Origin of the sequence: Novipirellula methanifontis, from assembly GCF_052161655.1 — a bacterium.
Taxonomy (GTDB): domain Bacteria; phylum Planctomycetota; class Planctomycetia; order Pirellulales; family Pirellulaceae; genus Novipirellula.
This window is the reverse complement of sequence record NZ_CP197418.1, coordinates 2498632-2522239: the sequence shown is the minus strand read 5'-3', so window position 1 is coordinate 2522239 and position 23608 is coordinate 2498632. Positions and strand designations below refer to the sequence as shown.

Annotated in this window: 14 protein-coding genes; 3 read left to right on the top strand and 11 right to left on the bottom strand. The window is 54.7% G+C overall.

Annotated features, from left to right (window positions below; all coding sequences use genetic code 11):
• Nucleotides 1-128: 128 nt before the first annotated feature.
• Nucleotides 129-1595 (bottom strand): hypothetical protein, encoded by a 1467-nt coding sequence (locus SH528x_RS08850; protein ID WP_442510163.1) that lies wholly within the window; start codon nt 1593-1595, stop codon nt 129-131.
• A gap of 85 nt (nt 1596-1680) precedes the next feature.
• Nucleotides 1681-2097: a DUF6384 family protein gene (locus tag SH528x_RS08845; protein WP_442510162.1), complete on the bottom strand. Its 417-nt coding sequence runs from the start codon at nt 2095-2097 to the stop codon at nt 1681-1683.
• 343 nt (nt 2098-2440) lie between these two features.
• On the opposite strand from SH528x_RS08845, the gene SH528x_RS08840 reads away from it, so the two are divergent.
• A complete protein-coding gene (locus tag SH528x_RS08840; protein WP_442510161.1) occupies nt 2441-3691 on the top strand; it encodes a cell surface protein in 1251 nt (416 codons plus the stop codon).
• A 259-nt stretch (nt 3692-3950) separates the two neighbouring features.
• Here SH528x_RS08840 and SH528x_RS08835 read toward each other — a convergent pair whose 3' ends face one another.
• The gene (locus SH528x_RS08835; protein ID WP_442510160.1) at nt 3951-5075 is read right to left on the bottom strand and encodes an aldose epimerase family protein; all 1125 of its coding nucleotides are present in this window, start codon (nt 5073-5075) and stop codon (nt 3951-3953) included.
• Between the two features lie 74 nt (nt 5076-5149).
• On the opposite strand from SH528x_RS08835, the gene SH528x_RS08830 reads away from it, so the two are divergent.
• Nucleotides 5150-6214 (top strand): tRNA dihydrouridine synthase, encoded by a 1065-nt coding sequence (locus SH528x_RS08830; RefSeq protein WP_442510159.1) that lies wholly within the window; start codon nt 5150-5152, stop codon nt 6212-6214.
• Between the two features lie 3 nt (nt 6215-6217).
• The gene (locus SH528x_RS08825; RefSeq protein ID WP_442510158.1) at nt 6218-8035 is read left to right on the top strand and encodes an APC family permease; all 1818 of its coding nucleotides are present in this window, start codon (nt 6218-6220) and stop codon (nt 8033-8035) included.
• A gap of 112 nt (nt 8036-8147) precedes the next feature.
• On the opposite strand, the gene SH528x_RS08820 is transcribed toward SH528x_RS08825, so the two are convergent.
• The 8 genes from SH528x_RS08820 to SH528x_RS08785 form a co-directional block, all read right to left on the bottom strand.
• Nucleotides 8148-9620 (bottom strand): sigma-54-dependent transcriptional regulator, encoded by a 1473-nt coding sequence (locus SH528x_RS08820; RefSeq protein WP_442510157.1) that lies wholly within the window; start codon nt 9618-9620, stop codon nt 8148-8150.
• A gap of 87 nt (nt 9621-9707) precedes the next feature.
• Nucleotides 9708-12962, bottom strand: a complete 3255-nt coding sequence (carB, locus tag SH528x_RS08815; protein WP_442510156.1) for a carbamoyl-phosphate synthase large subunit — start codon at nt 12960-12962, stop codon at nt 9708-9710.
• Between the two features lie 268 nt (nt 12963-13230).
• Nucleotides 13231-16992, bottom strand: coding sequence for a CRTAC1 family protein (locus SH528x_RS08810; protein WP_442510155.1), 3762 nt, complete (start codon nt 16990-16992; stop codon nt 13231-13233).
• Between the two features lie 12 nt (nt 16993-17004).
• Entirely contained in the window at nt 17005-17889 is an 885-nt protein-coding gene (locus tag SH528x_RS08805; RefSeq protein WP_442510154.1) for an SMP-30/gluconolactonase/LRE family protein, read from the bottom strand.
• 356 nt (nt 17890-18245) lie between these two features.
• Nucleotides 18246-19784, bottom strand: a complete 1539-nt coding sequence (locus SH528x_RS08800) for an NAD(P)/FAD-dependent oxidoreductase (protein WP_442510153.1) — start codon at nt 19782-19784, stop codon at nt 18246-18248.
• Between the two features lie 4 nt (nt 19785-19788).
• Entirely contained in the window at nt 19789-20739 is a 951-nt protein-coding gene (locus SH528x_RS08795) for a radical SAM protein (RefSeq protein WP_442510152.1), read from the bottom strand.
• The gene (locus SH528x_RS08790) at nt 20732-22057 is read right to left on the bottom strand and encodes an asparagine synthase-related protein (RefSeq protein WP_442510151.1); all 1326 of its coding nucleotides are present in this window, start codon (nt 22055-22057) and stop codon (nt 20732-20734) included. Before SH528x_RS08790 ends, SH528x_RS08795 begins: the two co-directional genes overlap by 8 nt.
• A gap of 640 nt (nt 22058-22697) precedes the next feature.
• On the bottom strand, nt 22698-23537 hold the full coding sequence (locus SH528x_RS08785; protein WP_442510150.1) for a DUF5672 family protein: 840 nt from the start codon (nt 23535-23537) through the stop codon (nt 22698-22700).
• Nucleotides 23538-23608: the final 71 nt, after the last annotated feature.

The window sequence follows — 23608 nt, the reverse complement described above, 5'->3', positions numbered from 1 at the left end:
AAAGTCGCGAAGACTTTCGTCCGCCGTGGGTCTTGCCCGAAACTCTTGGCGAGTTTCGCTACGGGAAGATCTTGCTGCCTCCACAGGCTGGAAGCTTATCCCACACTGAGACATCCGGCGACTTTCAGCTAGCGTCGGCGGTGATTGCCGCTGCTGGAACTTTCGTCGTCCCATGTAATACGGTTTCGGCCGCGACGTTGGCCGGCACGTCTCGCGTGGGCCTGCATCGCACCGCCCGCTGCATGGGCCATCGCGTTGATCAATACTTGCGTCATCGGATGCGTCGCAACACTGGTGAGTTTCTCCGCGGCCGTAGGTCCCCAACGCTGAGCCGATCGAATCCGTTCCCACAAACTGTCAATATCACGAACATCGCGGGCTCGATACAGTTCGTCCAGCACATCGAGTGTGCCCACAAATTGCGAACGAGACGAATCGAATTGCAATGCACGAAACCGCTGAATCACTTGCCCCAGCGAGTCCATCATCGCTTGCATCGCTTTCAGCCCATCGCGTCGTTTTTCGACAGCCTGTTCCAACTCGTCGATTTCAACTTCCACTCCCACAAGTCTGGCAACAATCTGGTCGTCAGTCAGTTCGGCAGTCTGCTTGGCCCGCTCTCGTAGTTCACGACTATCTGTCTTTTCGAGCATCCCCCGAAAAATCGAAATAGCTTCTCGATAGTACGGCCCACGAGCATCGTCGAGCTGAGTCAATTCAGCCTCGACCGAATTCGTTTTCTCGACCGCTTCATTAAGCAACTTCAACTGCGTGTCTCGCTTGGCTTGAAGCCTTTGCGTCTCCGCAATCTTATCCTGCAGCCCCAGTTTTCGCGCGACCTCGTCACGATGCCGCTCGAGTTCGTTCATCACGGTATCAAACGCTTCCCGATCCGCCGCAATAATTTCACGCATTTTCTCAGGCGTCTGCTTCAGAAACTCGTAGCTCTTTCGCGCTTGTTGATAGTTAATAAACTTTGCTAACCATCGGTCGGCACGTCGCGTGAAGCCTCGCTTGGAATATTGCTCGGTGCCAAAACGCTCGTCGTACAAATAACGGAACAGCGAACTTGCATCGTAGGCTGGCAGTTTGCGAGCCGCGTCCTGATCGATCTCTTGCAAATTAGCTTCCGCTCGCTCCAAGGCAGCTTCCGCGACAGCAGCACGATCCGAGAGTCGTACAAACTCGTCGGATTGACGAAGCGTTTGCTCGACTTGGTTGGCGATTTCCTGCTCGGATTCGATGGCTGCGTCTAATTCAACGTTCAACGTCATCAGCTCGGCTTCAAGCTGCTCGCGTCTCACATTCGCACTCGCCAGCGATTCACGAACACGGCGGCGATGATCTTCTTTTCGCATCAACACATCGGCGACACTTGAGCGGACCTCGATCCACGTTTCGCGAATCGCTTCGAGACTCAGTTCCGGCAAATAATGCTCGGCCAATTCGACCAATGCATCACCACGATGATCCTCGAGGTTGTCGCGTTCCCCTTTGGAGGACGAAATGCGTTGCCGTTCTTGCTCGAGCCGTGTTTGCGCATTGGCGTAGGCGTCAATCAATTGGCGATGAACCACAGGACCAGAAATGGGCATTTGCACTAAAACCTTAAAACGAAGCAGATCCAACCGAAACGCGAGCGAACCAGAACACTGGTAAGTCGACACACTGGCGAAAATATCAAGCGAAGAGATACCACAGCACGCCACTCGCGGCGGCAAGCGTGCCTGCGCCATACAAAATCCGATCTCGCCACACCCAACAATGGGCAATAAAGCTTTTCAATCCCGACTCAGGATCTTCATAAGTGTGAAGCGTCGACAAATACTGATCAATTGCCGCATCGATTTCGGCTTCGGTGACGTTGTCGCCCGAGAGTTGCGCGGCACGTGTTAATTTTTTGCGAAGGTTCGTCCGCACGTCATCGTGACGAAACATCACTTCGGCGGTTTCACGCTTGTCCCTCATCTCGCGAGCGACGTCCATCACTCGCAATGTTTCATCGAGTGTCAAGTTCTGGCCAGGCAACTCGATCTGTGACATCGAATGCGGACGCGCACTGCGCGGAGCCTGTTGCTGTGCGTTGGCGTTGGGCATAACACGTGGTGTCTAAGAAACGGGGAAACGGGCAAGAACGCGAAAGGTGACGCTGCATGTCGCTTGCTTATTCTATGCAATCGTTCCTTTTTGCAGAGTGTGTTGGATGCGAGAGTGAAGCAAAAACGTTTAGTTTCCGGTTAAATGAGGCGGCACGACGATCGTGCGGGAATCAAACGGACACAGATCAAGGCAAAAAAAACAAGCGAACAGGGCGCTCGGCGCCACGACTCTCTGGCCACCCTGGTATGATTGCCATGCGGGCTTGTTGCCCCTAACCTAATGAGTGCAAAGACTTATCTCACCGGCACCCTAATGCCAATCATTTGTGGAGAATCACGGCATGTCCGATCAAGCTCAAGCGTCCGCACCCGAACCCCAAAAGAGTGAGACTCGCTCGGCCGCCGAAGTGGCGAAAGAACGCGATTCCAAATCGATGCGTGAGTATCTTGACCGCGCCTTGGATGTCTTGAAAAAATTCGGCGGCGATAGTGCGAACGAGGCACCGCAAGAACTGATCTCATTGCTCGAGAATGTTCGCCACTTGGACGAAGGCAAAGTGATTGCGATCGCCGAGGTGATTAAACACATGAGTTCGTTCAACGCCCTTGTACGCGAAAATGTCGAAAGCATCCAAATCGGCAATCGCTACATGGAGATCACTCAAATGTTCGACTCGGTTCGCGAGGACAGCAAGCGGCTAATCGGTCAACTTGACGACGGCAAAATCAGCGGCACCGAAAAAGTTTCTAACTGGTGGATGAAACTCCGCCGCGGATCGCCAAACGATCGCTTTGAAAAGATCGTCGAGATCTACGGCGACGTGGCCAAGGACACCAAGGCTGCGCTGAAGACAGAAGAGCTGATCATGGATGCCTATATCGATTTCCGTTTCGCACTGAAAGAAGCTGAAATCCTTGCTCGCGAATTGTTGGATATGCAAGTTCCGATTCTCGATGCAGCGAAGGCGAACTTGTCGACCGCGCAGGCAGCACTCGACAACTACTCCGAAAGTGACGAAGGAGGCAAGAGTAAGGCGGAACTGGCGCGTGATGAGTCACGTCATCGTTATGAGAAAGAAGACGAAACGTATCAACTGCTCAAGGACATCGCCGAAAACTTGCAGATCGGTTACGACGTCGGCGAAACGCTGATCACCAAGCTAAAGCAAACGCACGACGTGAAGGAACGCGTTTTCCGTCGTTCGGTCACCTTCTTTACCACCAACGAACACGTCTTCACGATCCTTGGCACGGTCTACACCAGCCAACACGGGTTGCACGAAGTCACCCAGGCCACCGAGGCGATGAAGGCGGGCGTGAACAAGGGACTCGAGGACGTTGCCACGCTCGGCCGCGAGCTTGAACGTGCCGCTTTGAAGGCAGGCTACGGCAGCACGATCGATCCAGAATCGGTTCAGAAGCTGGTCGACGCGATCAGCGGATTCCAAGTCGAGTCGTTGGAGATGATTGCCGAGCTGCGTCGCGAAAGCGAAGAGAGCACCAAGGCGATTCGCAAGAGTGTCGAAGAGGGCAAGAAAAAGTACCAGGAAACACTCGCACGCCATGCCCGCGGCGAGCTAGGCAAGAGCTAACGCTCGGGACTTCAAAGGTAGCGAAAGTCGCGAAGACTTTCGTTTTTTCCGGACGGTCCGAAACTCTCACGTGAGTTCCGCTACCGTAAAATGGTGCGGTAATGCTACACGAGTGGCCTGGCAATATTGAATCTTCGGGTAGCGGACGAGGCCAACCCTAAATTCATCCCTGACAAACTAAGAGCCCGACAAACGACTGGACCGGCCGAAACTCTTGGCGAGTTTCGCTACGGAATGAGCGGAGAACATCGTTGAAGCTCTAGTCCTGTGTGCTGAACCGATGTACGGTCACTTCGTTTAACGTTTGGCCCGGCCGCAGCAGGGTGCTGGGAAACGATTCGTGATTCGGTGCATCGGGGTAATGCTGGGTCTCGAGGCAGAAGGCTTCGTGACCGCCTGCGCCCGCGGAGTGCTCGTTGCCAGGCAGATGGTTGGCGGTGTAGAGCTGCATGCCAGGCTGAGTGGTTTCAATTTCCAGCACCCGGCCCGACTTTGGATCGACCACTTTCGCCGCTTTTCGGAGGGTCCCTGCCTCGCCACGAACGACGTAACAATGGTCGTAGCCTTTCGTCGCGGGAAGTTTTTCGATGCGATCGCCGAGCGCCGTCGGTTTGCGGAAATCGAGCACGCTGCCGTCCAGGCTGTTTAGCTTTCCGGTCGGGATCAAATCGTCGTCGACATCCAACGCCTCATCCGCTTCGATCGTGGCAACGTGATCCAGGGCGGTGCCGCTGCCGGTGCCCCCCAAATTCCAGTAGCTGTGGTTGGTCAAATTGATGTGGGTCGGAGCGTCGGTGGTCGCGGAAAACGCGATCCGCAATTCGTTTTGGTCGTTCCAGCTGTAATCGACGGTGGCGTTGACGGTGCCGGGAAAGCCTTCTTGGCCATCGGGGCTGGTCAAATGAAAGCGAACGCCGACGGAATCATCGTTCTGATAGCTTTCACCCTGCCAAAACTGGTAGGTAAAGTTCTTCTTGCCACCATGCAGCATGTGTTTTCCATGATTCAGGGTGACTTGGTAATCTTTGCCGTCGATCGTAAACTTTCCATTTCCGATCCGGTTACAGAAACGCCCCACGGTGCTGCCAAAGTAGGGATGCCCCGACAAATAGGGCTTGAGCTCTGAAAATGCCCAGTTGACGTTTTCGACTTTGCCTTTTGAATCGGGGACGTTCACGTCCAAGAGTGTGGCTCCCCAATTCATCACCGAAACCGAATTGCCTTGCGAATTGGTCAACGTAAACCGTGTGACTTCGTCGCCTGCGGGCGTTGTTCCGAATCGGCTTGTTTCAATTTTCATGGTCGGCGGAGCTTTGGCTATCGTGAAGGAAGGAACAAGAATGGCCAGCAAAAAGGCACTGAATTTGAAGTATGAATTTAACATGACGCCTCTTTTTTGAGTATGTGCCACAATCGATTCGGGCACGAACGGGGCAAAGTCCAGCAATCCTTGACATTATGACTACCACATTTCAAACACGACCGCTCACGATTGGCAACGTCTCGATTGGATTTCCCGTCGTTCAGGCGGCACTATCGGGCTACAGCGATTTGCCGATGCGGGTGATCGCTCGCCGCCACGGGGCCAGCTATACCGTTTGCGAGGTGATGCTGGATCAGTTTTTGGTGGCGCTGAGCAAACGCCAGAAAACCAAGCACTTCCTCGAAATCGATCCCGACGAACCGCCGGTGGGTGGCCAATTGATGGGCGCCGAACCGGAACAGTTCTCCGCCGGCGCGATGAAGTTGGTCGAAGCCGGATTTGACATCATTGACGTCAACTTCGGTTGCCCCGTCAAAAAAGTGCTTGGGCGTTGCCGTGGCGGTTTCCATCTGTCGCAGCCCTCCGCCGCGATCGAGATCCTCCGGCGGACTCGCGATATCGTTCCTGATCACATTCCCGTCACGGTCAAGATGCGACGTGGGATGGATGATACCGCCGAATCACGGGACGCATTCTTCGAGATTCTCGATGGCGCCATGGACGCCGGGCTTGCAGCGGCCACGGTTCATGGACGCACGGTCAAGCAGCGGTACAACGGTCCGAGTCGCTGGGAATTTCTGACGGATGTGAAGCAGTACGTTGGCGACCGACTGAAAATTCTCGGCAGCGGCGATTTGTTCTCCGCCGCCGATTGTATGCGAATGCTCGAACAAACCGGGATCGATGGAGTCACGGTGGCTCGTGGCGCGATCGGTAATCCGTGGATCTTTACTCAGGCCGCAGCACTCGCCAACGGCGACCCGCTGCCACCGCCGCCGACGCTGCACGAGCAAGCACGCGTGATCCAAGAACATGTCGATCTTTGCGAGCGGACGTACACGCCCGAGCGAGCGCTGCTGCTGATGCGAAAGCACTGTATCAAGTACTCGCAAAGCCACCCGAACCACGAAGCAGTGCGTCATGAATTGGCGCGCGTACGAGAGCGTGTCGACTTCGACGCCGCACTTCAGCGTCACTACGGCACCGATGGTCCCGGTCGCTACGTCCCTGAGGATTATCACCGCAAAGAAGCCGAGTAGCTCGTGGCGAACACTCCTAGGCCGGCCAAACTCGGACAACTCGCATCCACCGCGATCTGCGGCAACGACATCACATCGTCATGCCTCTATGTTTCGGCACTGGCGATCGGCTACGGCGGACGTTGGGCCCCCGTTTGCTTGGTACTCGTCGCTGCGACACTGTACCTTTTCCGCTCTATCTATGCCGAGGTCGTTGGCGCACTTCCGCTCAACGGCGGTGCGTACAACGCATTGCTCAATACGACCAGCAAGTACCGGGCTTCGATCGCCGCTTGCTTAACGGTGTTGTCGTACATGGCAACCGCAGTGATCTCGTCGAACGAAGCAATGCATTATCTGCATTCGATCTGGAACGGACTTCCGATAATCGCTGCGACGATTGCACTTCTCGCGTTCTTTATGATCCTTTCGATCATTGGCATCACCGAGTCGTCCAAGCTGGCGATCGGAATTTTTCTGTTTCACCTTACGTCGATGGTGTTACTAATCATTCTTGGCGTGTTCGCTGTAACGAGCGTAGGTACCGAAGTACTCTGGAACAATCTCAAGACACCCGGATCCGATGGTTTTGGTCCCGCGTTATTCTTTGGTTTCGCAGCAGCAATGTTGGGTATATCTGGCTTTGAGTCGTCGGCGAACTTTGTCGAGGAACAAGCTGATGGAGTCTTTCCCAAAACACTTCGTAACATGTGGATCGCAGTCACGCTGCTCAATCCCGGAATGGCATTGTTGGCACTCGCACTTGTTCCGATCATCGAGGTTCGTGAGCAATTCCAAAACGATCTCTTGTCTCACATGGGACATGTCGCAGGCGGTGATTGGTTGTCGTGGTTGATTGGAATTGATGCAGTGTTGGTCCTCAGCGGTGCGACGCTGACCAGTTACGTTGGCGTTACGGGGTTGGTCAAACGGATGACCCTCGACCGCTGTTTGCCCAGCTTTCTATTGAAGGAGAATCGCCGAAAAACACCGCACCGAATCATAATGATGTTTTTCGCCTTGAGCGTTTCGGTGTTACTGATCACCCATGGAGAACTGAAATCGCTGGCGGCGGTTTATACCCTTTCGTTTCTGTCTGTGATGATACTGTTTGCGATCGGGAATCTTCTGCTGAAGGTGAAGCGTGCCAAATTGCCTCGTCCATCAAGTGCGTCGTACTTGACGGTCCTGCTCGCAATGGCTGCGGTCGGGATCGCCATCATGGGCAATGCGAAACTCAATCAACACTACTTGATCGTGTTCTTGGAATACCTTGTGCCAACGGTGTTAGTCGTAACGCTAATGTTGACTCGTGTTCAAATCCTAGAATTGTTGGTGTTTTTTCTGGATGAAGTTCGTGGCAAGATTACGCGAGAGAAACAGGATGCGATGGAGCAGAATGATCGCGACTCCGCAGCTTGGTGGGGAATCTTAACTCGCCGGCTGAATCAGTTTGATAAGCGAATTCATAATCTACTGGATCACATTCGCAGTCAACGAATCGTGTTTTTCACACGCGGTGATAACTTGCCGAATCTAAACAAAGTGATTCAGTACATCCAGGACAACGAGCATACCGAACGGGTTAAATTGGTGACCCTCTATGAAGACGAAGTCGATATTCCGCCTCGATTAATTGAGCATGTCCGGTTTTTGGATGAAACGTATCCCGAGATCGATATTGAATACGTAAAGGTGAAGGGTGAGTTTACACCCGAGCGGGTTGCGTCACTGGCAAAAGAGTGGAACATTCCGACCAACTTAATGTTCATCGGATCGCCCAGCGGCGCGAGCCTGAAATACCGCTTGGAAGAATTCGGAGGAGTGCGTCTAATTATTTGAGCGGTCAAAGCGACCGCCGATTCGCCGGCTTCGACGCAGTGATTTGGGTAGCACAGTGACTTGTGTAGCTCAGCGACTTGGGTTGAAGATTGGTAAGGGCGATGGGCAATTTTTACTCTTGCTCGTCCTCGTCGCTTCCGCCGTCGCCTTCTTCTTCGTTTTTGTATTGGTCGAGGCGGCGATACAACGTGCGAGCCCCAATTTTCAATATCTTGGCGGCCTCTTCGCGATTCCCACCGGTCAATTTCAGCGTCTCTTCGATCGCCCATCGCTCGACCATGCTGAGCGGTTGACCGATCAAGTTCGATTCGCCGCCGCCCACCAGTGCTACCGGTTCGGCGCTCTCGGGGGCCTCGTCGGCCAATTCGGGTGGCAAGTCGTCGATATCGAGAGAGCCATCGGTATCGAGCACCACCATCGTTTCGACAAAGTTGCGAAGCTGGCGAATGTTGCCCGGCCAATCGTAGGCAAAGAACCGCTTGGTCACGGCGGGCGTAAAGTGGGCGGTCGGCCTTTCATGGCGCCGCAAAAACATCTTGCGGAAATGATCCATCAATGGGATCACGTCGTCACGTCGTTCACGCAGCGAGGGCAATTCCACCGTGACGACTTTCAAACGAAAGTATAAATCGTTGCGGAACACGCCCGTTTCAATCATGTCTTCCAACGGCCGATTGGTCGCGGAAATCAGCCGCACGTTGACTTTGATCGATTTATTGTCACCAACGCGAGTGATCTGGCTTTCCTCGAGCACACGCAACAGTTTGATTTGCGTGCTCATCGGCATGTCACCGACTTCGTCTAAGAACAACGTCCCACCGTTGGCGTATTGAAACGCTCCGACCCGATCGGCGACCGCGTCGGTGAACGAGCCTTTGACGTGACCAAACAGTTCACTTTCAACAAGATTCTCGGACACCGCGCGAGTGTTCAGCGCCACGATGCGTTTGTTCCGGCGGGGACTGTTTTGATGAATCGCCTGGGCAATCATCTCTTTGCCCGTCCCGCTTTCGCCAGTGATCAACACGGTGGCGTCCGTGATGGCGATCCGTCGCAAGCGATCGATGACGCCTTTCATCTTGTCGCTGGTGTAGATGATCCCCTCGAAACCGAAGCGTTCATCAAGTCGCTGCATCAGTTCGGTGTTTTGCCGACGCAGCGCGACCGCATCGGCCGCTTTCTCCACGATCGCACGCAATCGCGCCGGAGTGATCGGTTTTTCGAGGAAGTTAAACGCACCTTTTTGCATCGCTTCGACCGCGATCGGAACGGTCGCGTGACCGGTCACCATCACGACTTCGCAATCAGGCAACTGCTTGGTTGCGAGTTTCAGAATCTCCATCCCGTCGACGTCGTTCATCACCATATCGGTGATGATGATGTCGTAAGTCTCGCGTTCGACAAGCTTCGCTGCCTCGGGGCCACTCGTCGCCACTTCGCACTTGTAGCCGACCTTTTCCAGGCTTTCGGTCATCGCCCGAGCGTGGGCGGCCTCGTTGTCGACCACTAGCAAGCGAAGCTCACCCGGATCGTACAATCGGGCCGAATCATTGGATGCGGTTAGTTTGGCTGACTCGTCACTCATGGATCACTCATTGTGGAACCGGTCTCGCAGATTGGCGAACCAATCTAGCGAGACCGCAGCGCGGGGCTAAAACAGGCCTCGATTTGATTACAGCGACCGGGCGTAACGGGTTTGCAGCGATTCGACTTCCATCGAACCTTCCCGCATCGCTATCATGGCTCGAATCGCGGCATCGGCGGCGGCCACCGTGGTTATACATGGTACGCCGGATTGAACTGCCGCAGCACGAATTTTGCCTTCGTCCGTGCGTGCTCCCTTGCCGCTCGGAGTATTAATGATCAACTGCACGTCGCCATTTTTCAAGTGATCGATCAAGTTGGGATGCCCTTCGGCAAGCTTCTTGACGCGAGTCACCTTGACTCCTTCGGCCTCTAACTTGGCAGCCGTGCCGCTGGTGGCCAGCAACTCGAATCCAAGTTCGCATAAATCTTTTCCAAGGGTCACGACCGATTCTTTGTGCCGTGGCGCGAGGCTCAGGAAAATCTTGCCCGACTCAGGTAGCACCGAGCCGGCTGCGATTTGGCTCTTCGCAAACGCGAGCGAAAACTTCTCGCTAATCCCCATCACTTCGCCGGTACTTCGCATTTCAGGGCCAAGCACGATATCGACGCCGCTAAATTTGCGGAACGGGAACACGCTTTCTTTGATCGACACGTGACGTGGAATCGGTTCCTCGGTAACCCCTTGCTCTTTCAGCGAGATTCCGGCCATCACCTTAGTCGCAATATTTGCCACTGGAACGCCCGTCGCCTTGGCCACAAACGGCACGGTTCGGCTAGCACGCGGATTGACTTCGAGGATGTAGAGCGTCGGTTTGTTGTCTTCCATCTTGATCGCGTACTGAATGTTCATCAAACCGATGACGTTCAATCGCATCGCCAATCGCTTCGTGGTTTCGCGAATTTCCGCCAAGATCGGCTGCGTCAAACTAAACGGAGGAATCGCACATGCCGAGTCACCCGAGTGCACGCCGGCTTCTTCGATGTGTTCCATGATCCCCATGATCACGCAATCGGTGCCATCCGCGACGGCGTCGACATCCACTTCGGTGGCGTCTTCGAGGAAGCGATCGATCAATACGGGTTGTCCATCGGCCACGATAAACGCTTCGGCAACGTAACGCTCGAATTGCGATTGGTCATAACAAATTTCCATCGCACGTCCGCCGAGGACAAAGCTAGGACGCACAAGGGAGGGGAAGCCAATCTTCTTCGCTTCACGGCGAGCTTCGTCCATGTTGCGAGCGATCCCGCTCGGTGGCTGACGCAGCCCAAGTTCTTCGACCAGTTTTTGGAACAACTCGCGGTCTTCGGCAGCTTCGATTGTTTCGACGCTTGTCCCGATAATCGGCACGCCGGCTTCCTTGAGTCCACGTGCAAGATTCAAAGGTGTTTGGCCACCGAACTGAGCGATCACGCCGTCCGGTTTGATCTCGTCACAGATGTTCAGGACGTCTTCGATCGTCAATGGCTCGAAGAACAGCAGGTCGGACGTGTCGTAATCGGTACTGACGGTTTCGGGATTGCTGTTCACCATCACGCTTTCGATACCAATTTCACGTAATGCGAAACTGGCGTGGCAACAGCAGTAATCGAATTCGATTCCTTGCCCGATTCGGTTTGGCCCACCGCCCAGAATGATGACTCGTTTCTTGTCACCCGTGCGTGGCGGAAGTTCGTCCTCGTGTTCGTAGGCACTGTAGTAATACGGCGTGTAGGCCTCGAATTCGGCGGCACAAGTGTCCACACTCTTGAAGACCGGTTTAACGCCGTGGCTCAAACGTTTGGCACGAACTTTTAGTTCGGTCGTGGACGTCATTTTGGCGATTTGGCGATCCGAGAAACCGAACCGCTTTGCTTGCCAGAAGTCATCACGCGTCATCGTGTCGATGGAGCCGATTGCACGTATCCGGTCCTCTTCCTCAACGATTTGGAACATGTGATCCAGGAACCAAGGGTCGATATGAGTGAGCGAGTAGATCTCGTCCATCGACATGCCGGCCTTGATCGCGTACCGCATGTAGAAAATACGCTCGGCACCCGGCGTGCTTAACTTGGCAACGATCTCGTCCATGTCGGACTGATTCTCGGTGCCCCATGTGTCTTTGTTGTCGCATCCCAAACCAAAGGCACCGACTTCCAAGCCACGCATCGCCTTCTGTAGCGATTCCTTGAACGTACGTCCGATCGCCATCGTCTCACCGACACTCTTCATCTGAGTCGTCAATGTCGCGTCGGCTTCGGGGAATTTCTCGAAGGCAAAGCGTGGCATTTTGGTGACGACATAGTCGATCGTCGGTTCGAAACAGGCCTTGGTCTTCTTGGTGATGTCATTGGGAAGTTCCCAAAGCAAATAACCGACCGCCAATTTGGCTGCAATCTTTGCGATCGGATATCCGGTGGCCTTACTGGCCAATGCACTCGATCGGCTGACGCGCGGATTCATTTCGATGACGATCATGCGTCCCGTTTTCGGTTCGATCGCAAACTGGATATTGCTACCGCCCGTCTCGACGCCGATTTCGCGAATCACCGCCAACGAAGCATCTCGCATTCGTTGGTATTCTTTGTCCGACAATGTCTGGGCCGGGGCAACGGTGATCGAGTCGCCGGTGTGAACCCCCATCGCATCAAAGTTTTCGATGCTACAAATGATGATGCAGTTGTCGTCGCGGTCGCGGACGACTTCCATCTCGTATTCTTTCCAACCGATGATCGATTCTTCGATCAACACTTCAGTGACAGGCGATTGATCGAGCCCGTTTTGGACAAGCGAATCAAACTCGTCGCGGTTGTACGCAATCGCCGACCCTGAACCGCCCATCGTAAAGCTGGGCCGCACCACGGCAGGCAAGCCTACTAACGCGAGTGCCTCGCGAGCTTCTTGCAAAGTATGAACGGTGCTTCCGATGCAGACGTCCAAGCCAATCTTTTCCATCGCTTCCTTGAACTGGTCTCGCTCTTCCGCCTTGGCGATCACCTTGGCGTTGGCACCGATCATCTCGACGCCATATTTTTCCAAGACGCCGTTGGCTTCGAGATCCATCGCCACGTTGAGTCCGGTTTGTCCGCCCAGAGTTGGCAGCAGGGCGTCGGGGCGTTCTTTAGCGATGATTTTCTCGACCATCTGCCATGTCAGCGGTTCGATATAGGTCGCGTCCGCGGTTGCGGGATCGGTCATGATCGTCGCAGGGTTGCTGTTGACCAGGACGACCTCGTAGCCTTCTTCGCGTAAAGCCTTACACGCTTGTGTACCGGAATAATCAAATTCACAAGCCTGCCCAATTACGATCGGACCACTACCAATAAGCAGGATTTTCTTGATATCGTCTCGACGAGGCACGGAGTTTTCCCGAATTGTTGGGGGATGGAGGTTGGTTCGAAATCCGACACGCGGGGACAGCGGGCGATCCGGCAGTGGGCAATTCAGAAGAAAAACCACGCCTCCGCGGCTGCTAAACCAGGCGCATGCAAATTGCCGCAAAGAATAGCAAAGAATCGTGAGTTGCCGTAGTGGTCGCTCCGCTCAGAAACGCCTTGCGTGATTCATCTGGGCTTTGGACTCACGTTTAGGGAACGTGAGCCCAGCACGACCCGCCCCGGCAAACTCGCTACGGCCGGCTCCAAAACGCCCGGAAATCGTGCACGCGATCGAGATGCGGGGCATTCAAACGATCTGTCTGGTCAGCTTGTTCCGTCTGCTGCCGCGTGGGGGGATAGGTTAACATTTGCTTAAACGGCAACGGCCCCGCACTTTGCCCACTCAGCGTGTTCAGATCGGCGTCCTTGTCCCAGCCAACACAGTGCAGGACAAAGTCGCGTTTCCAGCCCGGCGGCGGTGCGTCGGCGGGAACGCTGAACTGCAACGCAATCTCATCGCCGCTGCCCATCACCACCATCGCGTCATCCCAGGCAGCCAACAATCCAGCACAATCGCCGTACCGCGAAAAACGTCCGGTTAGCGGTGGCCATTTGGGCGACACGCTGTTTTGCTTGTAATCATACGTTTCCGGGGCCAGTGGCGATTCTTTGACTCGCTTCGAGAAACCGCGGTAATCAAGCTTCGCGTCGATCAGCGAAAGCGAATGCGTCTGGTAGGCCGCCGGTTCGGACTGGACCGCCACTTGGGCTGCGTCCCAATAGATCTGGGCCGAGGTGCGAACCCGCAGCCGAGGATCCTCGCGGTTGATTGCATCGGTCACGTCCACGACGATCGTTTTGGTCTTGCCGCCGGGGAAGCCAACAAACGGAATCACTTTCCGCCATCCACTCGTTTCTTCCGCGTCCGGAACCCACAACGAAGGAAACTCAATCGGTTGCAATTCGGGGTTCTGATCGATTTGGATATTGAGCGATGTGTCGGTCGGCAAAATCCAGCCTGTCAAAACCAAGTAGATCGATTCACTCGATTCCGAGTCTTTCGGTAAAAATTCGGAGCCAAAATCAACGTCGATCCAATGAGGCTCGCACAGCCCTTGACGTAATCGCCGATCAAATCCTTGTACGTATTTCTGGTCGATCTGAGTTAGCTTTTCGCTGACGTCGCGGCCTTGGGTGTCCACGGCGTGTTCCAGCTTTATCACATTTTGATCGTCGAACGCATAAATCGTCGGTGTCGCAATCTCCGCAGGCCCCACTTTCTCGTTGGTCCAAATGTCGATCGCCTCCGGGTGATCGACCGCTACCAGCGAGACATGATCAAAGTAGGCCACTTCCCAAAGTTCTTCGGTGATCCGTAGTTCGTACTTGCCATCTCGCTCGCGGACGTAATCGCCGTCGACTTTCAAATATTCCCAGGGCCGATCTCTTGCCACGACGCCGTCGGCGACTTGCAGTCCCAACGGAGCGGCCCATAAACAATCGGTCACAAATGCATACTGCTGGCCATCCCAGGCATACAAATAGGGGCACGACCCTTTGAGCGTCTGCTCTTCTTCGACCAAGGCGTCTATTTTCGGGGCGCGAATCGTTTGCGTTAATCCGTTGGGAAAAATCACTCGCAGCGAAGCCGAGCCTGAAAACGAACCGAGACCAAAATGGGTGACGGGCGAGCGGATCACTTCTGCACGGTAATGCGGCCCAAATCGCAGTTCGACGACCGAACCGATTGCGTAGTGATTCACACGTCCACTGCTGGCGTTATTGTCGTCGATTCCGCGAAAACGGACGTCGAGGTAGTGGCCTGCGGATGCGGTCTGATTGAGCGAAACCAGAGCGTTGCCCTCACGAACTCCCACAACGTCCAGCAGTCCGTCTGCGTTGAAATCGGCAACGCAAAGCGAGGTCTCGCCCAGCGATGAGCCGATTTCTTGCAGGGACGAATCGGGGGCCGTGCCAAGTCGAAATGCGGACGCGGATGATTCGCTCGACCGCAACACGTCGGCCAGGATGTCGTTGTTAAAGTCGCCAACCAGCATCGCATCGCCCGTTTGCTTGGTTGACTGCACATGATCCACCGTCCAACTGCCGGCAGCGGCCGTTTGCGAATACACGACCATTGTCGCATCGGTAGCACCCACGACGACATCCCACGAAACATTGCCGTCCACGTCATCGATCGCGATCGAGTGAGCCGCAGCGATCTTCGGAATCTCCGCTAGTTCACGATAACGAAATTGCAGATGCAGCAAGTTTTCGACCAAGCCGACTTGGCCTGCGTCGTCGAGTGTCACCACGTCCAGGTCAAGATCGCGGTCAAGATCCACCATTTCCATGGCAATGATATTGGTCGTTTTCGATAGTGAGGTTGCCGCGTCGGCAGAGGCCGCTTCAAAAAAGGTCCGATTGCCTCGATTGACGAACACGCGCAGCCCCTGGTTCTTGGTCGCCAGCATCAAATCCAAATCGCCGTCGCCTTCCAAATCGCCCGCGATCGCCGCTGTGACCTCGGTGATCTCTTCGAGACCCGTTGCTTTGTCGACGATTTTCAAGCGATCGCTATCCGCGGTTTCCGCTCGCCCGTCGACGGCAACCAACCTGACACCGTCGCTACCAAAAGCGACCAACGTTACCACCGTGTTATGCCGGGCTCCCGAAACGACTTGGTTTCCCGCTTCACTGGAACCGCTTGTCTGGCTCACTTGAATCCGACTCGGATCGCTGCTGTCGACCATGAATAAATCGGCTGCCAGCAATCCGGCGACAGGCATCCCCAACTCAAGCGACGCAAACGGGCTCCATTTCCCTGCGTCGTTCTTGATCAGCGTCAACGTTCCCGAGGACGAAGCTGCGGCGACATCGGGCACAAGATCCAAATCGAAATCAACCGGCATCACCGCCCTGATCTCTGCTGAATCGAGAATCACGTTGCTGTTAAATTGAAGCGGGGCCGCGTCAAGTTTTGCAGGCGACTGGGCGGCGATTTCAGCTGCGACGCGTCGCAGTGAATCAAAACTTAATCGATCCAGCGGATGCGGTGCGGCACGACGTCGATCGGTTTTCACCAACTCGGTACTGTTGAGCACGTTGAACCACAACAGCATTTGGTTTTCCGCGGCGTTCCAGTCGGATGTCTTGATCGCATCAAGAATCTGTGCCACCAATTCGTCAGGCGTCAAACCGATCGGTTCGGTTTGGCGTCGCAGAGAAGGTTCGATTGAGCGTGCCAGACTAAGCGTTCGCGATACCGCGTCGGCCGCATCGGCAGACTTGATTGCAAGGTTTAACTTGGCAGCTCGCAGGGCAATGAACAGGTTGTCTTCATTTTGGTTGGACAGAATCGCAAGTGCCTGGGCGGCCTTTTTGCCCACATCGTTGGGCAAACCATCAATCGGGTCCTCCAGCTCATCCAAGACTTGAGTGAGCGGCCCGCCTAAAATGATCGACTCGGGACGTTTTCCCAAATCACCCTCGATCGCGGCAACAAGCCGGTCAAAGATTTCCTTGCGCAGCGTGCGAGTCATCGTCGCTGGCAATAACGAGGCTTCGTGGAGATCGACGCGGCTTTCCAGCCACACCGCGATGACCGGGTTGTCGCCAACGGCTGCGAAATCCTTGATCGATTTCCGTGCCGCATCGATCGCTTGCGGCAATTCCCTGCGAGCGGCCTGTTTTTCCGAAGCATCTAATAGCGAGTTGTTGGCCTTTTCCGTCAACACGTCCACTCGCAATACACGATTCAGCGCCCGATTCAGTGCAATGGACGCATCTTCGGGCGACTCCTCGTACAGCGTGCTCCAATCCTCGTCCGCTGCCGCCGACTCAAAATTTTCGGTGGCTGCCAGCGCGTCTCGCGTCTTTTGCAGTCGAGCGTTCGCTTCGCTCGATGCTGCGACCGCCGCAGCTTCACCTCCCGAACGCCTGACAATTAAGACCACTGCAATGACCAAAGCCAGAGCGACGACCAGCCCTAGTACAAGTTTCAAATTTTTCATCGCCGTTTCGCCTTACATCCGTGGCTTGACTTGCTTGCTCTCAAGATCAAACTCGTAAACTTGCAACTGTTTTGGATCGGCAACAAAAAGCGATTTCTCACCCAGCGAAATTCCAACAGGACCAACGAGCGGATCGCCAACGTGCCATGCCTCGGTCTTGCCATCCGCCGTGAACTTCCACACGCTCTTGCCGTAGCCGTCGGTCACGAAGCCATGGTCACCCGCCCAGACGAGGCCATTGGGATATTGGAACGGACGCCCCGAAACAATGGCTTCACTTTTCTTTTCATCGACATCAATTCGATGAATCGCTTCGTCATCGGGGGTGACCGCCCAAAGTTTTCCATCGCCGTCAAACGCTAGTCCCCTCGCATTGACGCGAACCACCAATTCAGGGTCGCCGCCTTCGATCGGGAACCGCAACACGGAGCGTTTCTCGGCATCACCGACATAGACCGTCTTTTTGTCGGGCGAGACCGCAAGGGCCATCGCGATCCCTACGCGGGCGTTGCACAGCGGCTTTGGTTCCGCATCTTTTTCCGCGATGTGATAGACCTCGCGGGTCGCCGAATCACCCACCAGGATGCCTGACTCGGGATGCATCACGATGCAACGGGGACGATTCATCGGATGCCGTAGCAAATTCGATCCTCGCACGAACACGGTGCGTCCACCTTCGCCAATCTTCCAAACCCCCGGCAAATCAAGATCCACCACGTACAAATCGCTCGCGTCCGCCACCACATTCAGCGGGTATTTGGGCTCGGCCGTTTCTGCTTTTGCCGCAGTTTCCTTGGCTTCGTCGGTTTCTTGAGCGACCACCAGGTTCGGCAGACAACAGACGAGTGCAAAGAGCGTGGAAAAAAGGTGAGGACGAGAAAGGAGTGCGCAGCTCATGAATCAGAATCTCTCTAAAAACGAACGGTATTCATCCACCGATGGAAGAGCGTGAAGCACGTCGCTCAGTAAATGCGATTAATCAGCGGTCATTTAGTGAGCCGACGGCGCTAGCGGGCTGTTGATTTAGTGAGCCGCTCGCGCGTGAGCGGCCGGGTTCCACGCATTACCCGGTGCCTTACGGCCCACGGCTCACTAATGCGATTTACATTTCGATTAAATCAACAGCCCGCAAGCCGCAGGCCTGTCCATTTTGTAGGAAACTTGCCCGCGGCTAACGCCGTCGGCTCAGGTCATATTATCGAATGACCCATTTTGTCCTGCTTAGTATAGCGAGTCCGCTTCGTAGGGCAGTACTACTTCGCCGCGGTTCGGTGGTACATATTGGGAATCGGCGGCGTAAATAGTCCCACACGGTTCAGCGGTGAGATCGTTTGCCGGATTTGGGCAACAAATGCGTCCACATCGCTGTCAATTTCGAGGGCATCACGCTCGACGAGCGAGCGAAGTTCGCCAGTCAGTTCGTTGACGCAATCCGCAACCAAGGGCTGGCCCGCTGCAAGAAATCCCATCCCATTTTCGTCGCCAGCGTCCCCTTCGTTATCGTGAAAAGTTTGCTCGAAGGTGGTTGCCACGGCAAAGTAGATCATGCTCCAGGCAGTAAACAAGCGGAAATCACGCAGTCCGACGTAGCACCCCCAAACTAGTTTGTCGATCATCCGCAACTCGTTTCGCACGGCGTCGCTATAGGCTTGCAGCGACTCGGGCTGCGTCGCCCGCATCTGTGTCAGCAAAATTTGTGAAAGCCGCTGTACGCCACTGATCGAATGGGCGATGCCGGTGCTGTGCAGCGGATCAATAAAGCCGGCCGTAAACGGAAGCGCCGCCCAATCGCGTCCCGCCGCGACCGAAGCCAATCGTTGCAATCGATCCGTCTGGAATACGCGGCCCGGAAACGAGGCCAGTCGGGCATCGCCCAGCAATTCGCGAAGAACCGGTCGCTCGTCAATTATCGCACTTAAATTGTGTTGCTTGGCACGTGAACTGGAGTGCGTATTATGCGTCTCGTCAAACACGAACCCGACACTGGTTCGGGCGTTTTCAAAACGCAGGTTCCACATCCATCCATCGGAAAACAAGTGGTGCACCGCAGAATCCTCGGCGACAAACGGATAGTCGCTCCGCTTCACTCCGCGTGAATCAAGCCAACCACTGAGTGATCGCACCCCGTCGAAGTGCGAATACGTCGCCGACGAATGAGTCAGCAATGATTCGGTTTCGTCGCGCACGCCCAATTTGCGTAGCAGCAGACGATTGCCACCCGTCGCGTCGACAATAAAAGACGTGGCTAGCGTTTCGTTGCCGCGATCCTTTGTCAAACTTAGTCGCCAATCGTTATCCGCCAAATGATCGATCGAGTTGACTGTGGTGTTCAGCCAAGCCGAGACGCCGCATTTCTTACCGACGTCAAAGAAGTACGCATCCACGTCGGCCCGATACCACTGAGTATCCGCGACTTCACGCGACTCGCTCGCAGACACCAATAGTTCGTCACGATGATCGCTGCGAGCCACAAATTCCTCGTCGCCCCCGTGACAGAAATAGCTGAAGCCTCGTTTGCAACCACAAACCAATTCGGGCATCGATTTCCGCCACGATCCAAAACGGGTGAGCGCACGCAGTTCGTCAAGCTGATACCGTTGCACTAGGTGCTCGAGCAGGAAATCGGCGGCGGGCGTCGACGATTCTCCGATGGCAAAGCGAGGGTGTTCGCTGCGATCGACGATCGCGACTCGCATGCCTTGTTTAGCAAGGATCATCGCCAGCAAGCTGCCCGCGAATCCGGCACCGAGCACGACGACGTCATAGTTGTTTGGATTTCGAGTCGATGGCACCGCGTTACTCCGGACATGCATCGCAAGAAATGGGCGGCGTTAGACGCTGGGTCAGATTCATATTGGCAAGCCGGGCGATGCGTGAGTCACGGCACGCGTCGCATGGAAAGAGTGTCTCGGCATCCCATAGATCCACAAACACTCGTCCTTTCTGCTTGGCGATGCCCACCTCGGCCACACGTTCCATCGACGCACCGCTTGGACGCGAAAAATCACCTTGCTCGGCGAGTTGTTCCATCACCCCGTTGCCCGACCGAGTGGGGATCACGACACAGCAATCGACACCTCGGTCAAAAGCGTAGTCGAGCGAACGAAGCGACCAGTCCATCGCCTCGGATTCGTCCAGGAACGGCGGTTTTTGCAGCAGGAATACACGTGTGCGAATTCCCTCGCTGTGGAGCCGAGTCGCTGCACAATCAAAGTCGTCGAGCGTCATCGATTTGTTCAGGCTCGCCAGAACCTCAGGGTGACACGTCTCCAGCCCAATGGCAATCTCCAATTGCGCTGGTGCAACGAGATCACGGAAACGCAGCACATCGTCGCTACAGAATCGTGGATGATTTTCGACAATCACCGTATCGAACCCGCGAACGAGTTCTGCGATCTCGGCATGGTCCTCGCGAGGAATCGCTCTCCGGTCAAAGAAGTTGCCGCTGTTGTAAAGTTTGATTTCGCGTGCCGCAGGCAGCGTCTGTAACGCCGTGCGGATTTGGTAGGGAATGTCGCCAACCTCAACGCTTTCAGTCAGCGTGTTTTTCCAGAGGTCACACATCAGACAGCGGAACGGGCATTCACGATTCGTCAAAAAAATCGTGGCCACGTCAACGACTTGGCGATCAGCGTTGCATTCGCGCTCGACCAACGCCGCGTAGGCGCGGCGAGCGTCCACCTCGTTACGAACAGTTCTCGCCGCAATGATCTGATCGGCAGTAAACCGGGGAATGGGCTCACGCATGAAGCTGCGTGAATTCGCGACGATACTCCGCTTCCGATCCGGGAAAAAAGTCGGCGTAGCGGTCTTTTGACGAAACACCGTGCTGGAATCGCCGTTTGGGAAAGACTGGCATTTCCAATCCCGTCACCGCCTTAATGCCACGACCCACGATTTCACCTTTGAGCGAATACAGTTTTTCGTGATCCCAATCGGTTAGTTCGATAAATGGAATCCCTTCGGCAACATCGATCACACTGGGCAGTGCGTAGGGGCTAAATCCGCTAAAGCCAAGTTTTCGCGCCGGAGCCCAGGATCGAACATGACCACGACTTTGGCCACCCGAGTACGTCTGCGAGTGTTTGACTGCATCGACGCCCCAACCTTCTTGGTAAAGCATCAAGTTGTTCAGCACACTGACGATCGTCAGTTCGGGATTCTCTTCGATCGGGTAGTCTTTCAAGTTTTCGTCGCCGCCATCGCCATCGACAAGGTATCGCCAATCGGGATAGCGAGCTCGAATGCCCTCACAGAGCGCCAGTCCCACGGTGGCCGCTTGGACATCAAGCGGCTTGTAGTCTTCGATCGTTGCGATCGCGTTGCGATAATTGATAGCCGAGACCGGAACGTCAATCGTTTCCAGAAACAATTGCAAATCGAGTTGTTTCAAAAACTCAACCGCTTGTTTTGCATCGTCCCCTTCGCCATCGACCGATAACGTGAACGCCTTCAACCGGCTCGGCGATTCACCACGGCGAAGCAGCAAATCGTACAGTACCAAAAACACCGACCCACTATCGATGCCGCCTGAGAACATCACGCCAATCGGTTCTTCGGGGCCGATGTGATCAAGCCATTGATCACACGACTTGGCCAGCTGTCCGATGTAGGCTTTGCCGATTTCGTCCAAGTCCGCCGGCAATCGATTTCGCTCGGGGGTGAGGAAGCGGTGATGAGCGGGGCTTGGGTCGGGACATCCGATCAATCGCAATTCCAGCACATGGTGTGCGGGAACCATGCGGGTGTACGAAGGATGGAATTGATCCGCCAATCCTTCACTTTCCAAAAATGTTTGAATCTCATCAATCCGCTCCGCTACAATCAAGCACGGCCCTTCGGTGCGTTTGGCAAGAAAGAAACGCATCGGCCGCGCCAACGTTCGAGCCATCCGAATCATCTGGCCGTCTTTATGAAGCAACGCGAATTGCCCTTCGATTTGACGCACCCGATCTGGATCTCCGCTGGCGACGGCCTCGATTGCCGCGGCCGTCGTCATATTGAGAATTTGATTCGCGTCGGGATCGAGTAAATTGACAAGACGCTCGACATATTGATGGTTCATTAGATTGTCCGACAAAAAGCGGGGAACGGACTTTTCGACCCGAGGGCATGTTGGGCAGATCCGTGGTGGGCAGATCAATGCACGCTAGGTCGCAGAAGAAGGGAATTACAGACGGTTTCGATGATATCAGTAACCCCACCTCGTGCAATCCCGGCGTCATTCCAAACGCACCTCAAAATCAAATGACTTCAAACTCAGCTTATCCCCCCGACGTTCGAACTCGCACCGACCGCGTGGCGATCGGACTACTGCTTGCCGCGATATTGTTTCGCTGGCTTGGAGAGAGTTTCTTGTCGATCGCGTTGACGATTTTCCTAGCAACATGTTTCGTCGCAGCAGTAAGGCTGGGGATCCAAGCGAGCGTTAGCGTTTTGAATCGAACTTGTCGCTATTGCCGTGAATCACTCGCGGCGTCCACGGTCCCCACCAACGATCAGAAACCGATCGATCGCGAATCCGAGATACTGCGGGCGAAGCTCGACGCGATTCGCTTGGAAGAGACTGCCATCGCAATACAAAGGGCATCGCACCGGTGCTCTGCCGAAGATCTCATTCGCGCCGAGTCGCTACGGCTGCTCGCTGAAATCGAGCTCCTTCGACATGAATCGATGCCGAAGACATGGGCGGAAACTTGCCGAAATCAACCTGCTTTTCGCTGTTCCGGAAGTACGTCTCTGAAGGCTTCAATCTTGGATTGCCAAAATTCAGATTCGTAGGCGTACCACTTGTGACACCCAAACGGCAACGCCTCGTTGTTCTCACGGTACAAGCGTGAAGGATTCACTTCAAAGGAAAACCTGCTTGCGACTTCGTAGTCGGCTACCGAGAACCAAGGAAATCGATCTTCCGTCATCACGGACCAGAACAGATCTTCGTTTGCGATGCACCCATTGAATCGGGAATGAAACGTGTTCGTCCAAATCCCCTGCTCTGCTAGCAGGACCAAATGACTGTATTTAAAGCGATGATGTTCACGCCACTTTTCGTAGACGTCGCTGAAAGGGCGGATCAACCGAAGTGTTCGGAGCACTTTTCTCGCGCTTGAAATTTTCCGCAACGAGAATCCTGAATTGCCTCCCGAGAGTGGATTCGCATTGGGCTTGGCATGATCATAGCCCTCGAACAAGGGAGCACCGATGTAATCCCAGCCTTCATCGCACCAGTGAAGCAACTCATCGTGAAAGACGAAGGCGTCTAATTCATAGGTGAGCAAATACTCATAATCTTGATAGAAGTCGTACAGAAACCGACTGATTTTCAGCCGATTGTAGGCACGAACATCGGATAACCAGGCAGGGTCGATCGCATCCACCTCGATCCCAGGTGCAATCCTCAGATACTCGCTCGTATCCATGCCTCGTGGGCACATCAGCCGGATATCATGCTCGCCAAGGATATTCCAGCACTGACGAAGTGAAATTTCTTCGAGCGCATTTAGATTTGCCGAATGTGCAAAAACGACAACTACAACTTTTCGCAAGCGACTGACCTTTATTTACGCTGTTGACGAAATCCAGGTGACTCATCACCACGTCAATCATTTGAGGTTGC